This is a genomic window from Desulfosporosinus acididurans, from assembly GCF_001029285.1.
Taxonomy (GTDB): domain Bacteria; phylum Bacillota; class Desulfitobacteriia; order Desulfitobacteriales; family Desulfitobacteriaceae; genus Desulfosporosinus; species Desulfosporosinus acididurans.
In genome coordinates, this window is the sequence record NZ_LDZY01000009.1 from 58161 (window position 1) to 77964 (window position 19804).

Below are 19804 nucleotides of genomic sequence, written 5' to 3' on the forward strand. Positions count from 1 at the left end.
CTCAATGGATAAAAAGACAGGGGTATATATCTGCAGCGGCTGTGGAATTGGAGACGCCTTAGACATAGCAGCTTTGTCCAAGGTTGCCACCAAAGAAAGTAAAGTACCCGTATGTAAGACCCACGCATTTTTGTGCGGAGCAGAAGGCGTGGCGCAAATTAAAAGTGACATCGAAAACGAAGGGGTAAACACGGTGGTCATCGCCGGATGTTCCTCACGCGTAAATTATGATGTCTTTGACTTTGGACCTTCAGTTATCTTGGAACGTGCCAATATACGGGAGCAAGTCATTTGGTGTCATCCGGCAGAGGATGAAGACACGCAAATGATGGCAGAAGACAACCTGCGGATGAGTCTGGCCAAAGCAGGACATATTGAAATTCCCGAAGGATACCATGGTGAAAACATGGTTAAGACCATTCTCGTCGTAGGCGGCGGACTGACAGGGATCACGGCAGCAATTGAAGGAGCAAAAGCCGGGTACAAGACGGTTCTCGTGGAGAAGAGTCCGGTGCTGGGCGGCTGGATGAACAATCTGTTCAAACAAGCCCCCTTAAAAGCTCCCTACAGCGATCCGGAAGAGGTAGACATCGCAGTTCGGATCCAAGAAGTAGAAGCCAATCCGGATGTCACAGTCTATACAAGTGCAGAAATTAAAGAGATCGCCGGGGCGCCTGGAATGTTTGATGTCAAGATCGAACAGAATGGCCAGGAAATTAATGAACGAATCGGGTCAGTTGTGCTGGCCACCGGTGCCGTACCCTATGACGCATCGAAATTAGAGCACTTGGGCTATGGCAAATATGCTAACGTCATAACCAGTCAAGCCTTCGAAGAACTGGCGAAGAACGGAAAGATCGTACGCCCGGGAGACGGCAAAGAAGTACAAAGCATCGCCTTCCTGCAATGTGCAGGGTCACGGGATGCTGAGCACCTGCCGTATTGCTCGTCTGTATGTTGTGTAGAATCCTTGAAACAAGCAACCTACCTGAAAGAGCAAAACCCAGAAGCCGCGATCTACGTTTTCCATAAAGATATCCGAACTCCCGGACAATATGAAAAGCTGTACAAACGGGTTCAGAAAGATGGAGCCGTTTTCGTACGAGGCGATGTGACGGGGATCACAGAAGACGACGATAAGAACCTGCTCATCGAAGCAGCCGACGTTCTCACCGGCGCAACCATTGGAACAGAAGGTGTAGACTTAGTTGTCTTAGCCACAGGGATGGTACCGACGACAGCGTTCGGAGAAAGCTTAGACGCGAAGAGCGAAAACGAAGAAAAAGAAGAGAAACCACAAGGTGACACGATTATACGGTCGAACCTCTTAAACCTGGCGTATCGCCAAGGACCAGAGATGCCGACATTAAAATATGGATTTTCGGATTCCCACTTTGTATGTTTCCCATATGAAACACGACGAACAGGGATTTATGCAGCAGGAAGTGTAAGAGCACCGATGGATGCGCTGTCAAGCATCGAAGATGCGACAGGAGCAGCCATGAAAGCCATCCAATGCATAGAATTGAGCGAACTCGGTTCTGCAGTGCATCCCAGAGTGGGGGATCTGTCCTTCCCGAGTTTTGCGATGCAGCGTTGTACGCAATGTAAACGTTGTACCGTGGAATGTCCGTTCGGAGCGATCAACGAAGATGATAAATTCAATCCGCTGCCGAATCCAACCCGTTGCCGACGGTGCGGAATCTGTATGGGAGCCTGCCCGGAACGGATCATATCCTTCAAAAACTACTCCGTGCCGATGATCGGCAACATGATCAAAGCCATCGAAGTTCCGGAAGAGGATGAAGAAAAACCAAGAATTGTGGTATTTGCCTGTGAAAATGATGCCATACCGTGCTTAGACATGGCGGGAATCAATCGCCTAAGTTACAACGCTTGGGTACGGGTGATACCGGTAAGATGCTTAGGTTCCATGAGCCTGGTGTGGATCGCGGATACGTTATCCAAAGGAATTGATGGCATACTTCTCCTCGGATGTAAGCATGGTGATGATTACCAATGCCACTTCATCAAAGGAAGTGAATTGGCAGAAACCCGACTCTCCAAAGTGGCAGAAACGTTAGACCGATTGTCCTTAGAGTCGGAACGCGTACGGATGGAACAAGTATCCATTATGGATTACGATCAAATACCAGGAATTTTGGACGGCTTTGCCGAGAGACTAGAAGAACTGGGTCCTAACCCCTATAAAGGGTTCTAAGTCCTTGAATAGCAAAGGAGCATTAGTATGGAAGAAATAAAAAGTGTATCTCTGGAGATGAAAGATTATATTGTTTCTTCAGGGGCGGAGACGCTCAGCTGGTGTATGCAATGCGGACTCTGCACCAACCTTTGTCCTTGGCGGTTAGTCCCCGGAGAAGTAAGCGAAGCATTTAACATTCGGAAAATGCAGCGCTTGGGACAATTGGGATTAGAAGGATTTGAAGACGAAGAAATATTGTTTGCCTGCGCAACCTGCGGGATGTGCCAATCTAATTGCCCGCGAAAAGTTGAGATCATCAACAATGTACGGTCAATGCGAAACACGACAGTAGGTGCAGGATTTTTGCCGGCGCACCTGCGGCCGATTGCCGGAAGCATTCATGCTAACGGAAATCCATGGTCAGGAGAGAAAGAAAAGCGTGCGGAATGGCAAGAAGGATTGGATATACCGGCCTTTAGTGAGGATACAGAATACTTGCTGTATGTTTGCTGCACGTCCTGCTACGATACCCGAAGCAAAAAGATTGCCAAAAGCATCGTAAGCTTGTTAAAAGAAGCAGGGGTAAGCTTTGGAGTATTGACGGCGGAAGAAAACTGTTGTGGAGAGACAATCCGCAAACTGGGCGATGAGGAATTGTTCCAAAAGTTAGCGGAGTCCAATATAAAGTTGTTTAACAGTAAAGGGGTCAAAAAGATCATAACGACATCGCCGCACTGCCTATATGCCTTTAAGAAGGATTATCCAGACTACGGCGGCGAGTATGAAGTCGTGCATTATTCAGAAGTGCTAAGTAAGCTGATGAAAGAAGGAAAATTAACCTTCAAGGGAGAAGTAGGGAAGAAAGTAACATTCCATGATCCCTGTTACTTAGGACGACATAATGAAGTGTACGATGCTCCACGTGAACTAATCCAAGCGATCCCAGGAGTAGAATTCGTGGAACTGGAGAGAAACAAGAGCAAAAGCCTCTGCTGTGCAGGCGGAGGAGGAAGAGTCTGGGCAGAAGTGCCAATGGGCCAGCGCTTTGGAGAACTGAGAATAACCGATGCGGTGGAAAAACAGGCTGATGTCTTGGTAACAGCGTGTCCCTATTGCATCCTGATGCTTGACGATGCCTGCGCAGGACTGGAAAAGAATGATGTCTTGGAAGTTATGGAAATGTCCGAACTCCTTTGTTCAGCTAGCAAGCCTTAATATCTCGTAGGTGATTAAGAGTTGATGAAAGTCTACCGGATAATGGGTTCAGCTTAGTGATATTGTCTAGACGATAATATTCGAGGGGGGGGATGCCGGTAATCCTTCGAAGCTGTCATCGACAGCAAAATTTGTGGACTCTGGCGAATACAAAACACACGAATTCGTAGGCTCTAATGAAGAAAATAGATAGAGGAGGACTAATGATGTCAAAGTTAGTACAACCCCATGGCGGGAAATTAACACCAGTATTACTTCCAGAAACACAACGTGCTGAGGCCCTTGCCAAAGCTAAAACATTACCTGTAATTCGTATGACATCCAGAGAAACATCTGACGTTTTGATGATTGGCATGGGTGCTTTCAGCCCGTTAACTGGATTTATGGATAAAGCTAATTATGAAAGTGTTGTTGAAACCAAACACTTAACCAATGGCTTAGCATGGCCTCTTCCTATTACTCTTTCAGTTACCAAAGAACAAGCTGGTTCACTGAAAATTGGTCAAGAAGTTGCTTTAGTCGATGATGAAACTGATACTTATGTTGGTATCTTAACCGTCGGCGATATGTATGAGTATAACAAAACAAAAGAATGCAAAGCAGTTTTCTTCACTGATGATCCTGAGCATAATGGTGTTCAAAAAGTTATGGCTCAAGGAGATGTCAATGTTGGTGGTTCGATCATTACCTTCAGTCAATTAGGCTATGCCTCCAAATATGGTGACTATTATGCTACTCCTGAACAAACCAGAAAAATCTTCGACGAAAAAGGCTGGGCAACTGTTGCAGCTTTCCAAACCCGTAACCCATTGCATCGTTCGCATGAATTCCTCTGCAAAATGGGTAATGAAGTTTGTGATGGACTCTTCATTCATCCAATCGTAGGAAAACTGAAAGCTGGAGATATTCCTGCTGAAGTTCGTTTAGAGTGCTACGAAGTTCTCTTAAAGAACTATTTTAATCCTAAAAATGTTGTAATGAAAGTTTATCCGATGGAAATGCGTTATGCAGGACCTAGCGAAGCAATTCTCCACGCTATCTTCCGTCAAAACTTCGGCTGCAGCCATATCTTAATTGGCCGTGACCATGCTGGTGTTGGCGACTACTATACCGCATATCAAGCTCAAGAAATTTTTGACCAATTCAAACCTGGTGAAATTCTCTGTCAACCACTCAAAGTAACAGCTGCTATGTACTGCAATAAGTGTGAAGGCATGACTACAGAAAAAACTTGCCCACACGGAAAAGAAGATCATCTCAAAATTAGCGGTACTAAACTGAGAGCTATGTTAGGCGCAGGAGAAGTACCACCCAGTAACTTCAGTCGTCCAGAAGTTCTGCAAATCTTACTCAAATATTACGGCTCATTAAATAAGTAAAACTTTGGTTTGTAAATTAAACAAGAGAGTAATTCTTACGTTTAATTTCAAAAATATAAGAATGATGGAGGTTTAACAAATGCCAAGTTTTGTAATTGCAGAAAAGTGTGACGGATGCAAAGGGCAAGATAAAACAGCTTGCATGTATGCATGCCCAAATGACCTGATGTTTTTAGACAAAGAAAGAATGAAAGCTGTAAACCTAGACCCTAGCCAATGCTGGGAGTGCTTATGCTGCGTTAAAGCTTGCCCGCAGCAAGCTATGGACCTTCGTGGTTATGCAGATTTCGTTCCCCTCGGCGCTTCTTGTGTACCTCTCCGTGGTTCGGACAGCATCATGTGGACAGTTAAATTCCGTAATGGCATGACCAAACGCTTTAAATTCCCCATCCGTACAACTGAAGAAGGCTCCGCTGTTCCTGATGGCGGTTTCGTTGAAGATAACACCGATATCAACAGCATCGAACTCTTCACCGAACCTTCATCCATGAAAATGCCGGTTTGGACTTATAAGAAATAAGCTCTTGCAATAAGGAATAAATAGGGAGGTTAAAATCAATGCCAATGAACTTTGAAACAGTAGAAGTAACAACCGACCTTCTCATCATCGGAGGCGGAATGGGAGCCTGCGGCGCAGCTGTAGAAGCAGCTTACTGGGGCAAAAAACACGGACTTAAAGTAACCTTAGTTGATAAAGCATCAATGCCGCGTTCCGGTGCTGTCGGAATGGGATTGTCCGCAATCAACCTTTATGTTGGACTTGCTGAAGGCAGAAATACAGTCCAAGACTATGTTCGCTATGTTAAAGGCGATATGATGGGAATTGCCCGTGATGACTTGGTCGCTAACATCGCTCGTCACGTAGACAGCTCCGTGCATATGTTTGAAAAATGGGGCCTTCCTTTATGGAAAGATGAAGAAGGCAACTATGTGCACGAAGGCAAATGGCAACTGATGATCAGCGGTGAATCTTATAAAGTAATCGTAGCTGAAGCTGCTAAGACTGCTTTAGGCGAAGAAAACATTTATGAGAGAGTCTTCATCACCGAGCCGCTGTTAAAAGACGGCAAATGCGTAGGAGCCGTAGGTTTCAGTGTACGTGAGAATAAATTCTATGTCTTCAAAGCAAAAGCTACCTTGTGTGCAATGGGTGGAACCGTTGGTGTCTTCAAACCGAAATCCACAGGTGAAGGTGCCGGACGTTCATGGTATCCTCCATTCTCCACTGGATCATCTGCTTACTTCACCATGAAGGCTGGAGCAGAGATGAGCAGCCAAGAAGTACGTTTCGTACCGATTCGTTTCAAAGACGCTTATGGACCAGTAGGAGCATGGTTCTTACTCTTTAAATCCCGTGCAACCAATGCTATGGGCGAAAACTATATGGAAACCCGTGCCGATGAATTGAAGAAGTTCGGTGTCTACGGTTCCATTAAACCGATTCCTGCAAACCTGCGTAACCATCTCGGCTTATTAGACGTCCAAGAAGGTAAAGGACCTCTCTTCATGCGCACAGAAGAAGCTATTGCCAATCTGGCTAAAGCGTATGAAGGAGACGAAAAAGCCTTCAAGAAGAAAATGAAATCCTTAGAAAATGAAGCTTGGGAAGACTTCCTCGATATGACGATTGCCCAAGCCTTATTATGGGCTGCAAGCAACGTACAACCGGAAGAAAGATCTTCTGAAATCGCGGCAGCAGAGCCTTACTTCATCAGTTCACACTCCGGTTCATCAGGAGCATGGATCTCTGGTCCGGAAGACCTTTCCGCTGGAACCGATTACTTCTGGGGTTATGCTAACATGACCACCGTACCTGGACTCTTTGCTGCAGGTGACGCTTCAGGAAACTGCCCGCACAAATTCTCTTCAGGAACACACGCTGAAGGACGTATTGCAGGGAAATCTGCTTGCAAATATATCTTAGAGAACAATACGCTTCTCGAAGTAGAATCTTCAGTAATTGAAGAAATGAAAGCTATCACCTACAAGCCACTGGAAATCTATGAGCAACACAGCGGCTTCAGCACCGATCCACAAGTCAACCCGAACTATATTCTTCCGAAACAATTTATGTTCCGTTTACAAAAATTGATGGACGAGTATGTCGGCGGAGCCAACGTATACTTCTGCATGAACAATGCATCCTTAGAAAGAGCAGCAGAACTCTTTGAGTTCCTGAAAGAAGACTCGGAAAAACTGGCTGCTAAAGATATTTATGAATTGCTGAGAGTCTGGGAAAACAAACACAGAATGTGGCAAGCTGAATCCCACCTTAGAGCAGTAACCTTCCGTGATGAAACTCGTTGGCCTGGATACTATATCAGAACAGACAAACCAGTAATTGACGAAGAGAACTGGCATTGTTTCGTTAATATGAAATGGGATCCACAAACCAAAGAATGGTCTATCTTCAAACGTCCTGTCATCGATATGTTCGACGTTAAATTCTAAAGAATGTAATATCTTTCAGCTTTAAGTTGCTACTATAACTAATAGGGTAACTTCCAGAGAGACGAGTATGACTTTTCGAGTCTATCGAAAGGTTTATACTCGTCTTCTTTTTTACGAATATATAGTTTCGTTTTTACGATTAAAATTCTATCAAGAAATCTAATACGTTTGTCTAGTATCCCGTGAAATGCGCAGGGCTTAGCCTGCTGCTTTTGATAGAGGCTGGCAGTACTAGTCGGAGCCTCTATCAAAAGCAGCTAACTTCTCTCTTGCTAGTGAAATATCAAGCGTAATTTTAATTAGAGATTGGAGAATCATAAAGAAAGGTATCTGACAATAATAAATGTTTATTATAAAATTTAAATTAAATTGCACAATTTTTGTTATCAATCGTTTGTAGATTGTTATTAAAGTACAGAAACGAGGGCAATAATAAATAAAACAGAGTGTTATCCTCTAGAAATATAATATAAATTAAAAGCAAAACAAAATAACATTGCAAAACTATAAAGTAATAAACTAAATTGTGATAAAGTATCAAGAATAATAGACAGAAAATTCTATTAAAAATATCTTGCCATAATATATCCTGATTACGACCATATTGACTCGGAATACTCACAGTGTTAATCTTATCTCATAAATTCAATATCGTCAGCAGCGAGCTTATTATAACAGAGATTCTGAGCAATAAATGTATGATACCTGACAAACGTTAAAAAACAGCTAAAAATTTTAGCTAAGGCGGTATGTTCGTAATCAGTTTTAAAAATGTTATTAATCCTTCCCAACAGACATGAATAACCTATTCTTTTTCACTAATCCTTTGCTAGCAGGATTAACTTTTAATAGATCACCAAGTGAAAATAATCTCTATTACAAGCTATTACGATAATATGAAAATATTTATTGATCTTTTGGTGCAATACCCCCTAAATATCTACGAATTTCAACTTCGAATGTAACACTCAAAGTATAGATAAAGGATGCAAGAGGTAGGAAGGGGGAAAGTAAAATCTGTTAACTTAATAATCTTAATGTTGCGTAACTTGCTTTTGCATAGGAGGAGTCAAAGTGGAAGTAGAAAAGGAAAATGAAAAACGAAAAATCACATTTAAATTTTTATATGAAATATTTATGGTATTTTTTAAAATTTCCCCTATTACTTTTGGCGGCGGATTTGCTATGATTCCTATCATGGAAGAAGAAATTGTCCATAAAAAACAATGGATAGATCGTGAAAACCTCGTTGATATCTTCGCAGTTTCGCAGTCCTTACCAGGGGCGATCGCTGTTAATTCCGCTACATTTGTTGGTTATCAGATCGGTGGCATTCCTGGTGCATTAGCTGCATTAGTTGGAATTGTTATCCCTACATTTGTGATTATTATAATTTTAGGTGCTTTACTTAGTTCATTTCAGCAAAATAGTTACGTTCAGGCTGCTCTGCAAGGAATTAGACCAATTGTAGTTGCTTTAATCGCCTCTGCTGCTTTTAAGATGGGACACGTTTCAGTAGTAGATAAAATTAGTGCTGCAATCTGCGCAGTATGTATTATGTCGCTTTTACTAATCAAGAGTCTTAACTTAATCCTGGTGATTTTCTTAGGAGCTTTTGTAGGCATTGTGATTGTTAAAGTTAAGGATCAACAAGATAAAAGACTATCTCATAAGAAAGCTAGTGGTGAGACATTATGAGTTTGTATTTGGAAATGATCGTTACTTTTTTCAAACTTGGGTTAGTCAGTTTTGGCGGCGGTTATGCAATGATCCCTCTTATCCAGACAGAAATGCAAAGTCATCATTGGTTAGATATCAGTCAGTTTACGAACTTAATTGCTGTATCAGCAATGGCTCCCGGTCCAATTGCCAGCAACACAGCAACAGTAGTGGGGTATAAATTGGCCGGTCTAACAGGGGCTGCAGTTGCTTGTATTGGAGTAACTTTACCATCATTACTATTAATCCTTGTTGTCGGCAAACTATTTTTTACATTTCAGAATCATCCTTATGTAAAAGCCGCTTTCTATGGACTAAGGCCGACTATCGTAGGAGTAATTGCTTATGCTGCTATAAAATTCGCCATAAGTAATGGTATTGTCGGCGGTAGCCAGTTTATTGACATTAAGAGCAGCATATTATTAGTCGCAGCTTTTATTCTATTAATTAAGACGAAAATACATCCGGCATATCTTATCTTAGCATCAGGAATAATCGGCGTTTTCATATTTTGAGACATTCACAATCAACTTAAAATATCACTATTAGTTTGCCTCAGAGAAATAATCTTTGAGGTTTTCTCTTTTAGAGATAAATCTACAGCATCGAAGCAAAGTATGAGAACATTTCCTACTAATTGAAGTGGTGTCTTATAATTGCAGATGAAATTATTTTAGATTTGTCTCTACTTGTTTAAGTGGATATTAATATGCTATAATTTTTTATATCGTAGAAATTATAAATAAGGAATAAATAAGCATAAGCGTATATTTGAGAAAATCATGTCAGTCTAATATATCAGAATCACAAGGATCCATCATGGAGAAAGAGGTGTTTGTATGAACGATTCTAAGTTTAACGTTTTACTTTATTCCGATGGCTCACATCAAGCTTTTTCAGCGGCTGTATATACCGCAACGCTTTTAAAAAAAATCCCTAATATGCAGTTAACTATCCTTCAAGTACAAGAAAGCGATGATGAATCACAAGAAATGAGTTACAGCTGGTTAGAGCTGCGACCCAAATATAAGCGTTATCATTGGGGCTGTCTATCTGAAAATGAGTATAAATGGATTGATTCATGGCCAGAGAATCCAAGTCCTGATTGGATGTGTGGTGTACTTAATGAATCTGAGTCTAGCTTAAAAAGCCAAAAACAATACGCAAGCATTTTAAAAAAGACTAATGAGATTTACCAGAAACGGACTGCAAATGTTAAACAACAAATTCTTTACAAAAAAACAAGTCTCAATGAATCAGCAAGTATTTCTGAAACGGTAAAAATGATCATTGATTATGCTAGTAGTAATCCTTTTGAGTTAATAATTATGGGTACTCGAGGTCTTTCAACAATTAATGGTTTAATTCATGGCAGTTTAGCTCATACGGTTCTTGATAAATCTAAGCTTCCTGTTTTGTTAATAAAAAAACTGCCACAGGAGTTTATTGATAATTATCTAGCCTCAGTGGATTTTTAATAATTTATAAATGATTGTACTGAAATTAATGAACTCGTTCAGCTAAAGCTGGACATCGGGGCTTTAGATACAATAATGTCCAGTGCACATTATTGCCGAGCTGCCTTTCCCAATAGGAATACTTAGCGGCGAAGGAGGACTCTACCCCACCTGAAGTTTATGAGGGAACCACCCCCACTTATAGAAGTGGGGTCTTAAAACTGGATAAATATTTGTCATTAATTAAAATATTTTATTCTTGTATAACAACTAAATGTTTAATAGAGATTCATATTTGATTTAAAAGGCTTTGGGATAAGTAATTTCTTTCCAAAGCCTTTTTTATATGTGTTTTGCCTTCTAATAGTTTTAGATATTTCAACAGATACCCGAGTTCTACGTAGAAGAAAAACCTTAGATATTAATTATATTGATTATGAACATATTGTTTTAATATAGACACCGTGTAAATACAATGCTAATCTGTACTTGTTAGTAAAGTCACAAGGAAATAGGAGGTGAAGGTGAAGGCCATTTACTAGTGGATCGGAATATATACTTGCCAAAATAAATACCTTTATCAGTGGTATCTTTAGATGATGACATGAAAGTATGATAAAAAAAACAGCCTTGTAAAGGCTGCTAAGAAATTTGACATGTTAATTATACCATAAACTCGAAAAAATACTGACTAATTATTTTCGAAATAGCTGAAAGAATATGCGAAAATTTTAATCGGATTTATTTTATATGGTTCAAGTTATTTAGGGAAGGGGCTATTTATATGGCAAAATCGAATTTTAATGTTTTGCTCTATTCAGATGGATCGAGACAATCGATCTCTGCTGCTGTATATGCCGCATCACTCATAAATAATATTCCTAATATGAAATTGACAATTCTTCAAATACATGAAAGTCATGAACGTTTTATGGGGAGTGAATTTAGTTGGATTGAATTAAGACGAAAGTATAAGAGGATTTACTGGGAATCCGAATCGGAACTTAGTTGGTCCCAAACTTATCTTAAAATTCCTGACGATGATTGGTTTAAACGAATGCTTAATTCAGAGGAAGATTGTGGAGATCAATATGCTCGTATAGTATCGAAAACAAACCGAATTTTTGTAGAAAGTTCGCACAGCATTAAACATCAGATATTATATTCCAATATTAATAAGTCAGATATCTCCGATACAGCAGATTTGATTTTAAACTATTCAAGTAGAAACTCATTTAATCTAATTATTATAGGGTTGCAAGGTTTCTCAATGTTTAATGGGTTGATTTTCGGGGGCTTGGCTCATAAAGTACAAAATAAGTCATCAATTCCGGTACTCTTAATTAAAAAGCTGCCTCAAGAATTTATTAGTAATTTCTTATCGGATACTAGAGAAGAAAACTGCCCGATTGCACATATGATCAGTGGCCGTACAAGTAATATATTTTTTTAATGTATTCAGCAGAACAAGATAACTTGCCCTAAATGAGGATTTCTCTTTGGGGCTTTTATATGCATGACTGAATCTGAAAGAAGGGATAAATTTGTCATCGTTAAATGAAACTAATACAACAATTTCAAATCCACCTGAAGAAATTGAACGGGAGACCGGAGATAAATCATATCCGATTTGGCTGTTAGTAAACCCTAAACATCCAGCTGTACGCCATAATATTTGGGCACCAGTGCTTGCGGAGATACAAGAAAAGGTTTATAGAGACTTGCGTACGAGAATTGATACAACGAAACTATACACGAGAAAAGTTGTTAGTGACAGCAGAATAATTCCCAATACTTTAAATTGGTGGGGTACGGAATTAGCCAAAGAAATTGAGCTTTTCAGAGGGATCGTTGTGGATTATCAACCAAAGATATTAATAACATTTGGCTCATTTCCTTTTGAATTTGTGCGAAGAGTCTATGAAATATATCCGGAGAAAGGTCCAAAATTTTGGGGTACCTCAAATTTAGGGGATGAATTTGGCAAAGCTATTGAAAACTTTGATATCACGAAAACTAATCGAGTTCCTTTGCTGCGCAGAGTTGTAAAAAGTGGGAGATTTATTGAAGATCATAACTATTATGGAGAAAACTATTTTCAGTATGTAGGAAAAAAAGTAGCTGAAAAGATTATTGATAATAAAGATAGTCTTGATATATGGATCAAATAAGGAATCAAGTGCTCAACTGCCCTGAAGGCTCAAACTTCAGGGCTTATTTTTAACTGCCAATTTTTCAATGGCGAGGTTGACTTCTAGGAAAAAAATATTTTAGGTAATTAAGAAATATTATAATAATTGGTCAATAAAATTCTGCAAACTTTTAAAATTAATACTCTATTTGGTAAACTGCGAAGTGTAAAAACAATCACGGGGTTTTATGATTTTGTATTGACTTTGATTTTCAAGCTTTTTCTCTTGTTTTTACCTCTTTAGCGCCCGAACACGTCAAAGGTGTTATATTAATAACTTAAAAATATAGCCAAAGTTAATGCAGCGAAAAAGAAAGATTAACTAAAATGGAATAAACAGGAACCAGGACGCGCTATAACCATAGGATATTCTGATTACGATAATATTGCCTAGTTATAGACAATATCTTAACACAATGATAATCTTTAATTGTGAGGATAAGTACATACTTTAGGTGAGGAGGGAGACGATACTATCATAATCTTAGATATAGAAGCAATAGAGTTAAGAAGGCATATCTAAGGGCTGCTAAGAAATTTGATAAATTTTCAATAAAATATTAGTTATAGATTAAGACAGTTGTTTGATAAGCTAATTCCTGACCCAAGCTAAAGAACTGATAATATTTAGATGTTTAAATCTTGAGAGGAGGGATTTTTATATGTCTAACTTAACGCTTAACAGATATATTCCTGCAGTAGAAAAAATCAAACAGGAGACAGGAGATAGAAGTTACCCTATATGGCTGCTTGTTAATCCCAAACATCCTGCTGTTCGTCACAATATATGGACTCCCGTTCTTGCTGAGATACAGGATAAGGTATTCCGAGTTTTGCACTCACGGATAGATACCTCAAATATTTATATTCGGAACGCAGTTAGAATAAGTGAGCTCGTTCCAAATACACTAAACTGGTGGGGCGTTGAAGTAGCAGAAGAAATTGAGGTTTTTAAGGAAATTGCCGTTGAAAATAAGCCTAAAATTATTATTTCCTTTGGCGCATTTCCTTTTGAATTCTTGAGAAGAGTTTATCAGATTAAACCTGAAAAGGGACCAAAGTTTTGGAGTACTGCTAATCTTGGTCAAGAATTTGGAAAGTCAATCAATAATTTTGATATTACGAAGACAAACAGAATTCCGTTGCTCCGTCGAGTCATTGAAACCGCAAAATTTACGGTTGATCAAAGTTATTCGGGCCCTCATGACGGCGAGACATACTTTCATTATGTTGGAACAAAAATAGCGGATAGAATTATTGAGCATAAGGATGATCTCGATATTTGGATTTAGCAATTTATTAGTATTCATTTAGCTTAAAATAAACCCAGCACTATGGCCTTGGCCCAATCTTTAGTGCAATTTTGAACTAAGTGAATAATACCTGTTAAGATTAAGTGAACTCGTTCAGCTAAAGCTGAACACCGGGGCTGATAAACATTAAATTATGACTATTTTACTGAATTGAGTAAAGCTTCAATAAAATTATTCTCTTGTGAAAATAAATCGAAATTGACAAAAGTTCCAGGCGAAATCGATAGAGGTCTGTAGTGAGTATGTTCCTACGGGCCTTTGCTTTTTTTAGGTGACTTTATAGAGGGCTTGAGTCATAAATAAAATCGATTATGAACATATTGTTATCCTATAGACACGAGGCAAAGACAAATGTTACTCTATTTGTGAGAAGACTCACATGTTAAAAGTAAGGGGGGTGAGATTGATAAAAAACTATAAGTTGAAGACTTAATGCCTAGAAAATTTAACGTATATAGGAGGCCCAGAATATGATCGGACAATTTTTCGCCCACACCAGTTCAATATTTGCATCAACTAGTCTTGCTGTGGCGAATGCAGCTAGTACCCCAGGTATGCCCTGGTGGGTATGGCCGCTTGCCTTGATGGTAACAACCTTCTTTATTGGTATTGTTTCGGCCCTGGCAGGAATTGGGGGAAGTACACTTTTTGTACCAATCATTAGCAGCTTCTTTCCTTTTAACTTTGATTTCATTCGTGGCACGGGTTTATTTGTTGCTCTTGCATGTTCATTGTCTGCCGGACCTAAGCTTCTCAAAGCAAATATGGCAAGTTTGCGATTAGTTATTCCCCTAGCATTGCTTGCTTCCTCTTCAAGTATCGCTGGAGCATATTTAGGACTTGCTCTACCACAGAATATATTGAAAATATTATTAGGTGTTTTAATAACAGGTATAGCCTTAGTATTTGTGGTTTCGAAAAATAGTGAAATTCCTAAGATTGGCCGTCCGGATTCTTTAGCTCGTTATCTGAATATCGGGGGCGCATATTATGAGTCTTCCAGCGGCCAAGATATCAACTGGACGGTTTGGAGACTGCCTCAAGGTTTGTTGCTCTTCTGCGTTATCGGGGTTATCGCTGGAATGTTTGGAATTGGCGCAGGTTGGGCTAACGTTCCTGTATTGAATCTCCTGCTAGGGGCTCCTCTCAAAATAGCAGTTGGTACGAGTATGTCACTACTGGCAATCACTGATACCTCAGCGGCCTGGATTTATTTAAATCAGGGTGCAGTACTGGCAATAATTACTATTCCTTCAGTTCTTGGCATTATGCTTGGATCACGTGTAGGTGTTCGGCTTCTCAATATTACAAAACCTAAATCAATCCGCTATATTGTAATCCTTATGTTATTATTTGCAGGGTTAAAATCTTTATTAGATGGATTAGGATGGGGGTAAAAATTATGAATAGTCAAGCTTCTGTTTCCAATGGCCATGCTCCAAGTGTAGTCAATACTTCGGATGCTGCTCTAAGTTCAATGGTTAGTCCTGAACAGAATCGATATGCAAATATTTTATTAGTATGTTCCTGGGCCGGCATAGGTATTATGGCTGTTACGTTTATTCTGTATATGGCTGGTTTATTTAATCCAATGGTTGCGCCTTCGCAAATGCCTCAGTATTGGGGGCTTTCAGTTCATGAATATGCAAAACTTACTAATGCTCCTTCGGGTTGGAGTTGGTTAACAATGGTCAGCCATGCTGATTATATGAATTTAGTTGGATTAGCATTTTTAGGATTAGTTTCTGTTATTGGGTATATTACCTTGTTTTTCAATTATTCTATGAAAAAAGATATACCCTATGCAATTATGGTTGGGCTGGAAATTATTATTATACTCTCGGCAGCTTCAGGCGTTTTTCATGTAGCCGGATAAGAAAATTTCATTTTCGTGAGATCGCTTTTCTGAAACCCAATAAGATAACTGTTAGTTAATGAGATTCTGACCTGAGTAGATCTAAAGCAATTTCAGAGATGATAATTGATTATGCTCATATTATCTGGGCTTAACTAAATGTGAAATCAAAAGGGGATTTGAAAAAGATCTGAAAAAATCTAAAAAAACTTTAAAACACTAGAGACTGAGAACTTGTAATTATGATAAAATAGTTCTAAATTTTATTAGGAGAGATTGAATTATGAATGATTCTCAGTTTAAAGTGCTTCTTTACTCCGATGGCTCGCATCAGGCTTTTTCAGCAGCGGTCTATACTGCTACACTACTGCAAAACATGCCAGATATGCAATTAACGGTATTAAGAGTTATTGAGGAAACCGAATCTCCTTCATTTAAATCGTATGATTGGAGAGATACTTGGCCTGCTACTCCAACTTCTGAATGGATGAAGCATGTCCTTTCCGAATCGGATAACGAGACTGAGCAAGAATATTATAAGATTCTTCGTAAAACAAATCAAATCTTCTTCAACCAGGGATATAATGTTGCCCATAAAGAAATATACACTAAGAGTACAAGCGGTGCTCCTAATGATACTTCTCATATTGAAGATATAATCCTTGAATATGCAAATACCAATTCTTTTGATCTGATTATTATTGGAACTCGCGGTTTATCAAGTTTTAAGGGGTTAATCTTCGGCAGTTTAGCCCATAATTTACTTAATAAGTCAACGATACCAGTTATGCTGATTAAAAAACTTCCGCAAGAATTTATTGATAGTTACTTGGAAAATTGATAGGAATTATTGTAAGACATTTATCCAATCGTAAGACTCCCACTTATATAAGTGAGAGTGGTTCCCACACCTAGCTTCGGTGGGGGAGAGCCCCCCCCGCTGAAACCCTGCTAAGGATTTGCGTTATAGATGTTATAGAATTGTCCCCCAAAATGGTAGACAAAAATAGGTTAAAACGATGTCGAGGTGACCGAATAAGCGGTCACCTCTTTTTATGCTGCGTTTATCCAGTTTTTAAGGCCCCCGCTTCTAAGTGGGGTGGGCCCCTCGTTAACTTCAGGTGGGGTAGAGTCCCCTCTGAAGCCCCGATGCTCAGCTTTAGCTGAACGAGTTTCACTTAACGGTACTGTACGGGATTCATGCCGGCAAGCTTTTTAAAAATTTTTTTAGGATCATTCTTTCAGCATCGATAATAATTATTGATTAGCTACTGCTTTCAACTGGATACCTAAATCATCGATTGGCGTTTTAAAGAATGGAAATGTCGAATTGTAGAAAAGAAAAGATATTTTTGGTTATTTTTAAAGATTATATTGGGAGTAATGAATCTGAGCAAAGAGAAAAATTCACAAAGTAATCAAAAGGTAAAGAGCAGTATAGAGGAGCTAAATCACGAATTACATTATTTATCATTTTAGCCATTACGTTAATCGATGGTGAGCATATTGATTTCCCATAGACAGAACAAAAACATAATGTTAACCTTTTAGTAAAGTTAGTGAAATATTTAATTTGGAGGTGAGAGTAATGTTAACAGGTATATTAGCGATCATGGTTATGGTAGCATCCTTCGGAGTTATCTTAGCGGATCAATTGGGGCAAAGAAGCGGAGGAAGAGAGCATGTGTAAATGGACAGTTTTAGAAACAGAAACAAAAACAAAAACAGAAACAAAAACAAAAACAAAAACTTCAACGATTGGGTTAGAGTTAAAAAAATAAAAAAAGCAGCCTCGAAGGCCGCTAAAAAATGTGACTAAATAAATTATACCAGAATTCCTTATGGTTATCTACCCTGACCAAGTAACTGCTGCAAAATCTCATGCTTAAAAGAAAAGAAGACTTAGTTGCAGCCTAAGTTGTAGGTTGCAACTAAGTCTCAATCAAAGTCATCTGGGTTAAGGAATTCTAGGCCGCCGTTTTAGGGCGATTTGAACGTCTATAGGTATAGGTTAACACCAATAGGCTTGGCTTTTTGTTGCTAAATTTTGAGACTAAAGTTATGCCTTAAACGTTCGGAATAACAACCCTAATGTATCAACGACTCAGATAGCTTAGAGGGTTGTCATTCAGAGGAAAGGTGGGATTAATTTGAACCTAACAGGATTTCGCTATATTCCTGTGATTTCTACAATTAAGAACTACAAAAAGGAGTATTTCGTCAAAGACTTAATTGCTGCTTTGACTGTTGCTGTTGTAGCGATTCCTCAGTCAATGGCTTATGCTCTAATCGCGGGAGTAAATCCACTTTACGGTCTATACACGGCTATCGTGTCTTCCATTTTTGGTTCAGCTTTTGGAAGTTCGAAACATTTAGTTACAGGTCCCACAAATGCCATATGCTTACTCGTTGCAGGAAGTATGCGAAACTATATGGGACTTGATAATGCTTATCAAATGCTCTTTCTTATGACGTTCCTAGTGGGGACTTTACAAATGTTATACGGAATAATTAAACTAGGAAAAGTCATTAATTTTGTTTCACATAGCGTTATTGTGGGTTTTACCGCGGGTGCGGGTGTTTTAATCGCCCTTGGACAATTGAATACCATACTGAGCATTTCGATTAAAAATTCAGCCCAATTACCAACTATGGAGAAACTTTACTATGTATTAACTCACATTAATCAGACAAATCTTTATGCATTAGGACTAGGATTATTGACGATCGTAATCATTGTGACATGTAAAAAAATCAATAAAAACTTGCCTGGTGCGCTTATAGGGATTATTATCCCGATCTTAATAATTGTCATGTTTGGATTGGATCAAAAGGGTGTTAAACTTACAGGAGTTATACCTTCGTCATTGCCTCCTTTTAGAATGGTTCAATTCAACTTTGATGCAGCAAGTAAAGTATTTAGTGGGGCTATTGCAATTTCTGTGATTGGTTTAGTCGAAGCGATATCAATTTCTAAATCTATTTCAAGTACCTCTCGACAAAAAATTGATGCCAATCAAGAATTTATAGGACAGGGACTTTCGAATATAATATCTTCGTTTTTCCAGTGTTTTCCTGCATCGGGTTCCTTCACTCGTTCTGCCATTAACTACCATAATGGAGCTGTGAGCAGATTGTCAGGAATTCTGTCCGGTGTGGTGATAGCCATTGTTCTCTTGTTCTTTGCACCCTATGCCCGCTATATCCCGAATCCTTGCCTAGCAGGAGTTATCCTGGTAACAGCATATAGTTTAATTGATCAGGAAGAAATTAAGAGTATTATCAAATTAGGGAAATTAAATTCGGATTCTTTAGCTATGGCGGTAACTTGTTTAGCAACAATCCTACTGCCAGATTTAGATTATGCGATTTATACGGGCATAGTGTTATCTATAATACTTTATCTTAAGGACACGAATAAATCACCAATTAAATTGTTCATTCCTTCACAGGGAAGGGATTTGAAAATTAACAGACAGGAATTAATGGTCGTAGATGAGAAAACTGATTTGCTTATAATCCAATTAGAAGGGCATTTGTATTTTGGCTCTGCCTACGATTTAGAACAGAAACTTGATAGTTTGGTTGATAAAGCTAATCTTTATATTTTGGAAATGAAAAATGTTATCTCCCTTGACGTAACAGTACTAAATGCCTTGAAGGTTTTCATTAAAGCTGTCAATAGGTTTGGCGGAAAAGTCATGATCTGCGGAGTAAGACCGGAGATTAATTTACTACTTTTAAAGGCGAATCTAGATACTGAATTAGGAGTGGATAACAAGTTTACCTTGTCAGAAGACGAACTATTAAAATTAATAGCTCTTGATATCGAGAAAACTAGGGTTCCATTTCCTTGTGAAAATACGAACACGGAAACTAATAATTTCGCCTATCATCTCTTACAGTCTGTTTCGAATTTTAATGGGGGGAACAACTCCGATAAAAAGCCAGCTTATTTTGAAAATACTAGCACTAATTAAAGGTGATTGTAAACCCAAAACGACGAGTGATCGACGATCGA

General features: G+C 38.9%; 15 protein-coding genes. All 15 read left to right on the forward strand.

What is annotated here, in order from left to right; all coding sequences use genetic code 11:
- Window positions 1-4: 4 nt before the first annotated feature.
- Window positions 5-2221, forward strand: a complete 2217-nt coding sequence (locus DEAC_RS13450) for a hydrogenase iron-sulfur subunit (RefSeq protein ID WP_047810583.1) — start codon at window positions 5-7, stop codon at window positions 2219-2221.
- 27 nt (window positions 2222-2248) lie between these two features.
- Window positions 2249-3418 carry a (Fe-S)-binding protein gene (locus DEAC_RS13455; protein WP_047810584.1) on the forward strand — a complete coding sequence of 390 codons (1170 nt, stop codon included), beginning with the start codon at window positions 2249-2251 and terminating at the stop codon, window positions 3416-3418.
- Between the two features lie 206 nt (window positions 3419-3624).
- Window positions 3625-4797: a sulfate adenylyltransferase gene (gene sat / locus DEAC_RS13460; protein WP_047810591.1), complete on the forward strand. Its 1173-nt coding sequence runs from the start codon at window positions 3625-3627 to the stop codon at window positions 4795-4797.
- Between the two features lie 79 nt (window positions 4798-4876).
- On the forward strand, window positions 4877-5317 hold the full coding sequence (gene aprB / locus DEAC_RS13465) for an adenylyl-sulfate reductase subunit beta (protein WP_047810592.1): 441 nt from the start codon (window positions 4877-4879) through the stop codon (window positions 5315-5317).
- Window positions 5318-5355: 38 nt separating this feature from the next.
- Window positions 5356-7248, forward strand: a complete 1893-nt coding sequence (aprA, locus tag DEAC_RS13470; RefSeq protein ID WP_047810593.1) for an adenylyl-sulfate reductase subunit alpha — start codon at window positions 5356-5358, stop codon at window positions 7246-7248.
- 1074 nt (window positions 7249-8322) lie between these two features.
- Window positions 8323-8946 carry a chromate transporter gene (locus DEAC_RS13480; RefSeq protein WP_242847156.1) on the forward strand — a complete coding sequence of 208 codons (624 nt, stop codon included), beginning with the start codon at window positions 8323-8325 and terminating at the stop codon, window positions 8944-8946.
- Window positions 8943-9482: a chromate transporter gene (locus DEAC_RS13485; RefSeq protein ID WP_047810595.1), complete on the forward strand. Its 540-nt coding sequence runs from the start codon at window positions 8943-8945 to the stop codon at window positions 9480-9482. Before DEAC_RS13480 ends, DEAC_RS13485 begins: the two co-directional genes overlap by 4 nt.
- A gap of 324 nt (window positions 9483-9806) precedes the next feature.
- Complete coding sequence (locus tag DEAC_RS13490; RefSeq protein WP_047810596.1) at window positions 9807-10445, forward strand: universal stress protein; 639 nt, start codon at window positions 9807-9809, stop codon at window positions 10443-10445.
- Window positions 10446-11208: 763 nt separating this feature from the next.
- Window positions 11209-11877 carry a universal stress protein gene (locus DEAC_RS13495; RefSeq protein WP_047810597.1) on the forward strand — a complete coding sequence of 223 codons (669 nt, stop codon included), beginning with the start codon at window positions 11209-11211 and terminating at the stop codon, window positions 11875-11877.
- A gap of 91 nt (window positions 11878-11968) precedes the next feature.
- Window positions 11969-12595, forward strand: coding sequence for a hypothetical protein (locus tag DEAC_RS13500; RefSeq protein ID WP_047810598.1), 627 nt, complete (start codon window positions 11969-11971; stop codon window positions 12593-12595).
- A 682-nt stretch (window positions 12596-13277) separates the two neighbouring features.
- Window positions 13278-13907 carry a hypothetical protein gene (locus DEAC_RS13505; RefSeq protein ID WP_047810599.1) on the forward strand — a complete coding sequence of 210 codons (630 nt, stop codon included), beginning with the start codon at window positions 13278-13280 and terminating at the stop codon, window positions 13905-13907.
- Window positions 13908-14398: 491 nt separating this feature from the next.
- Window positions 14399-15325, forward strand: a complete 927-nt coding sequence (locus tag DEAC_RS13510) for a sulfite exporter TauE/SafE family protein (protein WP_047810600.1) — start codon at window positions 14399-14401, stop codon at window positions 15323-15325.
- A 5-nt stretch (window positions 15326-15330) separates the two neighbouring features.
- On the forward strand, window positions 15331-15804 hold the full coding sequence (locus DEAC_RS13515) for a hypothetical protein (RefSeq protein ID WP_047810601.1): 474 nt from the start codon (window positions 15331-15333) through the stop codon (window positions 15802-15804).
- A gap of 262 nt (window positions 15805-16066) precedes the next feature.
- Window positions 16067-16624 (forward strand): universal stress protein, encoded by a 558-nt coding sequence (locus tag DEAC_RS13520; RefSeq protein WP_047810602.1) that lies wholly within the window; start codon window positions 16067-16069, stop codon window positions 16622-16624.
- Between the two features lie 1309 nt (window positions 16625-17933).
- Window positions 17934-19763 carry a SulP family inorganic anion transporter gene (locus DEAC_RS13525; RefSeq protein WP_047810603.1) on the forward strand — a complete coding sequence of 610 codons (1830 nt, stop codon included), beginning with the start codon at window positions 17934-17936 and terminating at the stop codon, window positions 19761-19763.
- Window positions 19764-19804: the final 41 nt, after the last annotated feature.

What these genes read in the sequence shown, in the direction of transcription:
- DEAC_RS13450 (WP_047810583.1), top strand. Translation starts at nt 5, where the DNA reads ATGGATAAAAAGACAGGGGTATATATCTGCAGCGGCTGTGGAATTGGA.
- DEAC_RS13455 (WP_047810584.1), top strand. Translation starts at nt 2,249, where the DNA reads ATGGAAGAAATAAAAAGTGTATCTCTGGAGATGAAAGATTATATTGTT.
- sat (WP_047810591.1), top strand. Translation starts at nt 3,625, where the DNA reads ATGTCAAAGTTAGTACAACCCCATGGCGGGAAATTAACACCAGTATTA.
- aprB (WP_047810592.1), top strand. Translation starts at nt 4,877, where the DNA reads ATGCCAAGTTTTGTAATTGCAGAAAAGTGTGACGGATGCAAAGGGCAA.
- aprA (WP_047810593.1), top strand. Translation starts at nt 5,356, where the DNA reads ATGCCAATGAACTTTGAAACAGTAGAAGTAACAACCGACCTTCTCATC.
- DEAC_RS13485 (WP_047810595.1), top strand. Translation starts at nt 8,943, where the DNA reads ATGAGTTTGTATTTGGAAATGATCGTTACTTTTTTCAAACTTGGGTTA.
- DEAC_RS13490 (WP_047810596.1), top strand. Translation starts at nt 9,807, where the DNA reads ATGAACGATTCTAAGTTTAACGTTTTACTTTATTCCGATGGCTCACAT.
- DEAC_RS13495 (WP_047810597.1), top strand. Translation starts at nt 11,209, where the DNA reads ATGGCAAAATCGAATTTTAATGTTTTGCTCTATTCAGATGGATCGAGA.
- DEAC_RS13505 (WP_047810599.1), top strand. Translation starts at nt 13,278, where the DNA reads ATGTCTAACTTAACGCTTAACAGATATATTCCTGCAGTAGAAAAAATC.
- DEAC_RS13510 (WP_047810600.1), top strand. Translation starts at nt 14,399, where the DNA reads ATGATCGGACAATTTTTCGCCCACACCAGTTCAATATTTGCATCAACT.
- DEAC_RS13515 (WP_047810601.1), top strand. Translation starts at nt 15,331, where the DNA reads ATGAATAGTCAAGCTTCTGTTTCCAATGGCCATGCTCCAAGTGTAGTC.
- DEAC_RS13520 (WP_047810602.1), top strand. Translation starts at nt 16,067, where the DNA reads ATGAATGATTCTCAGTTTAAAGTGCTTCTTTACTCCGATGGCTCGCAT.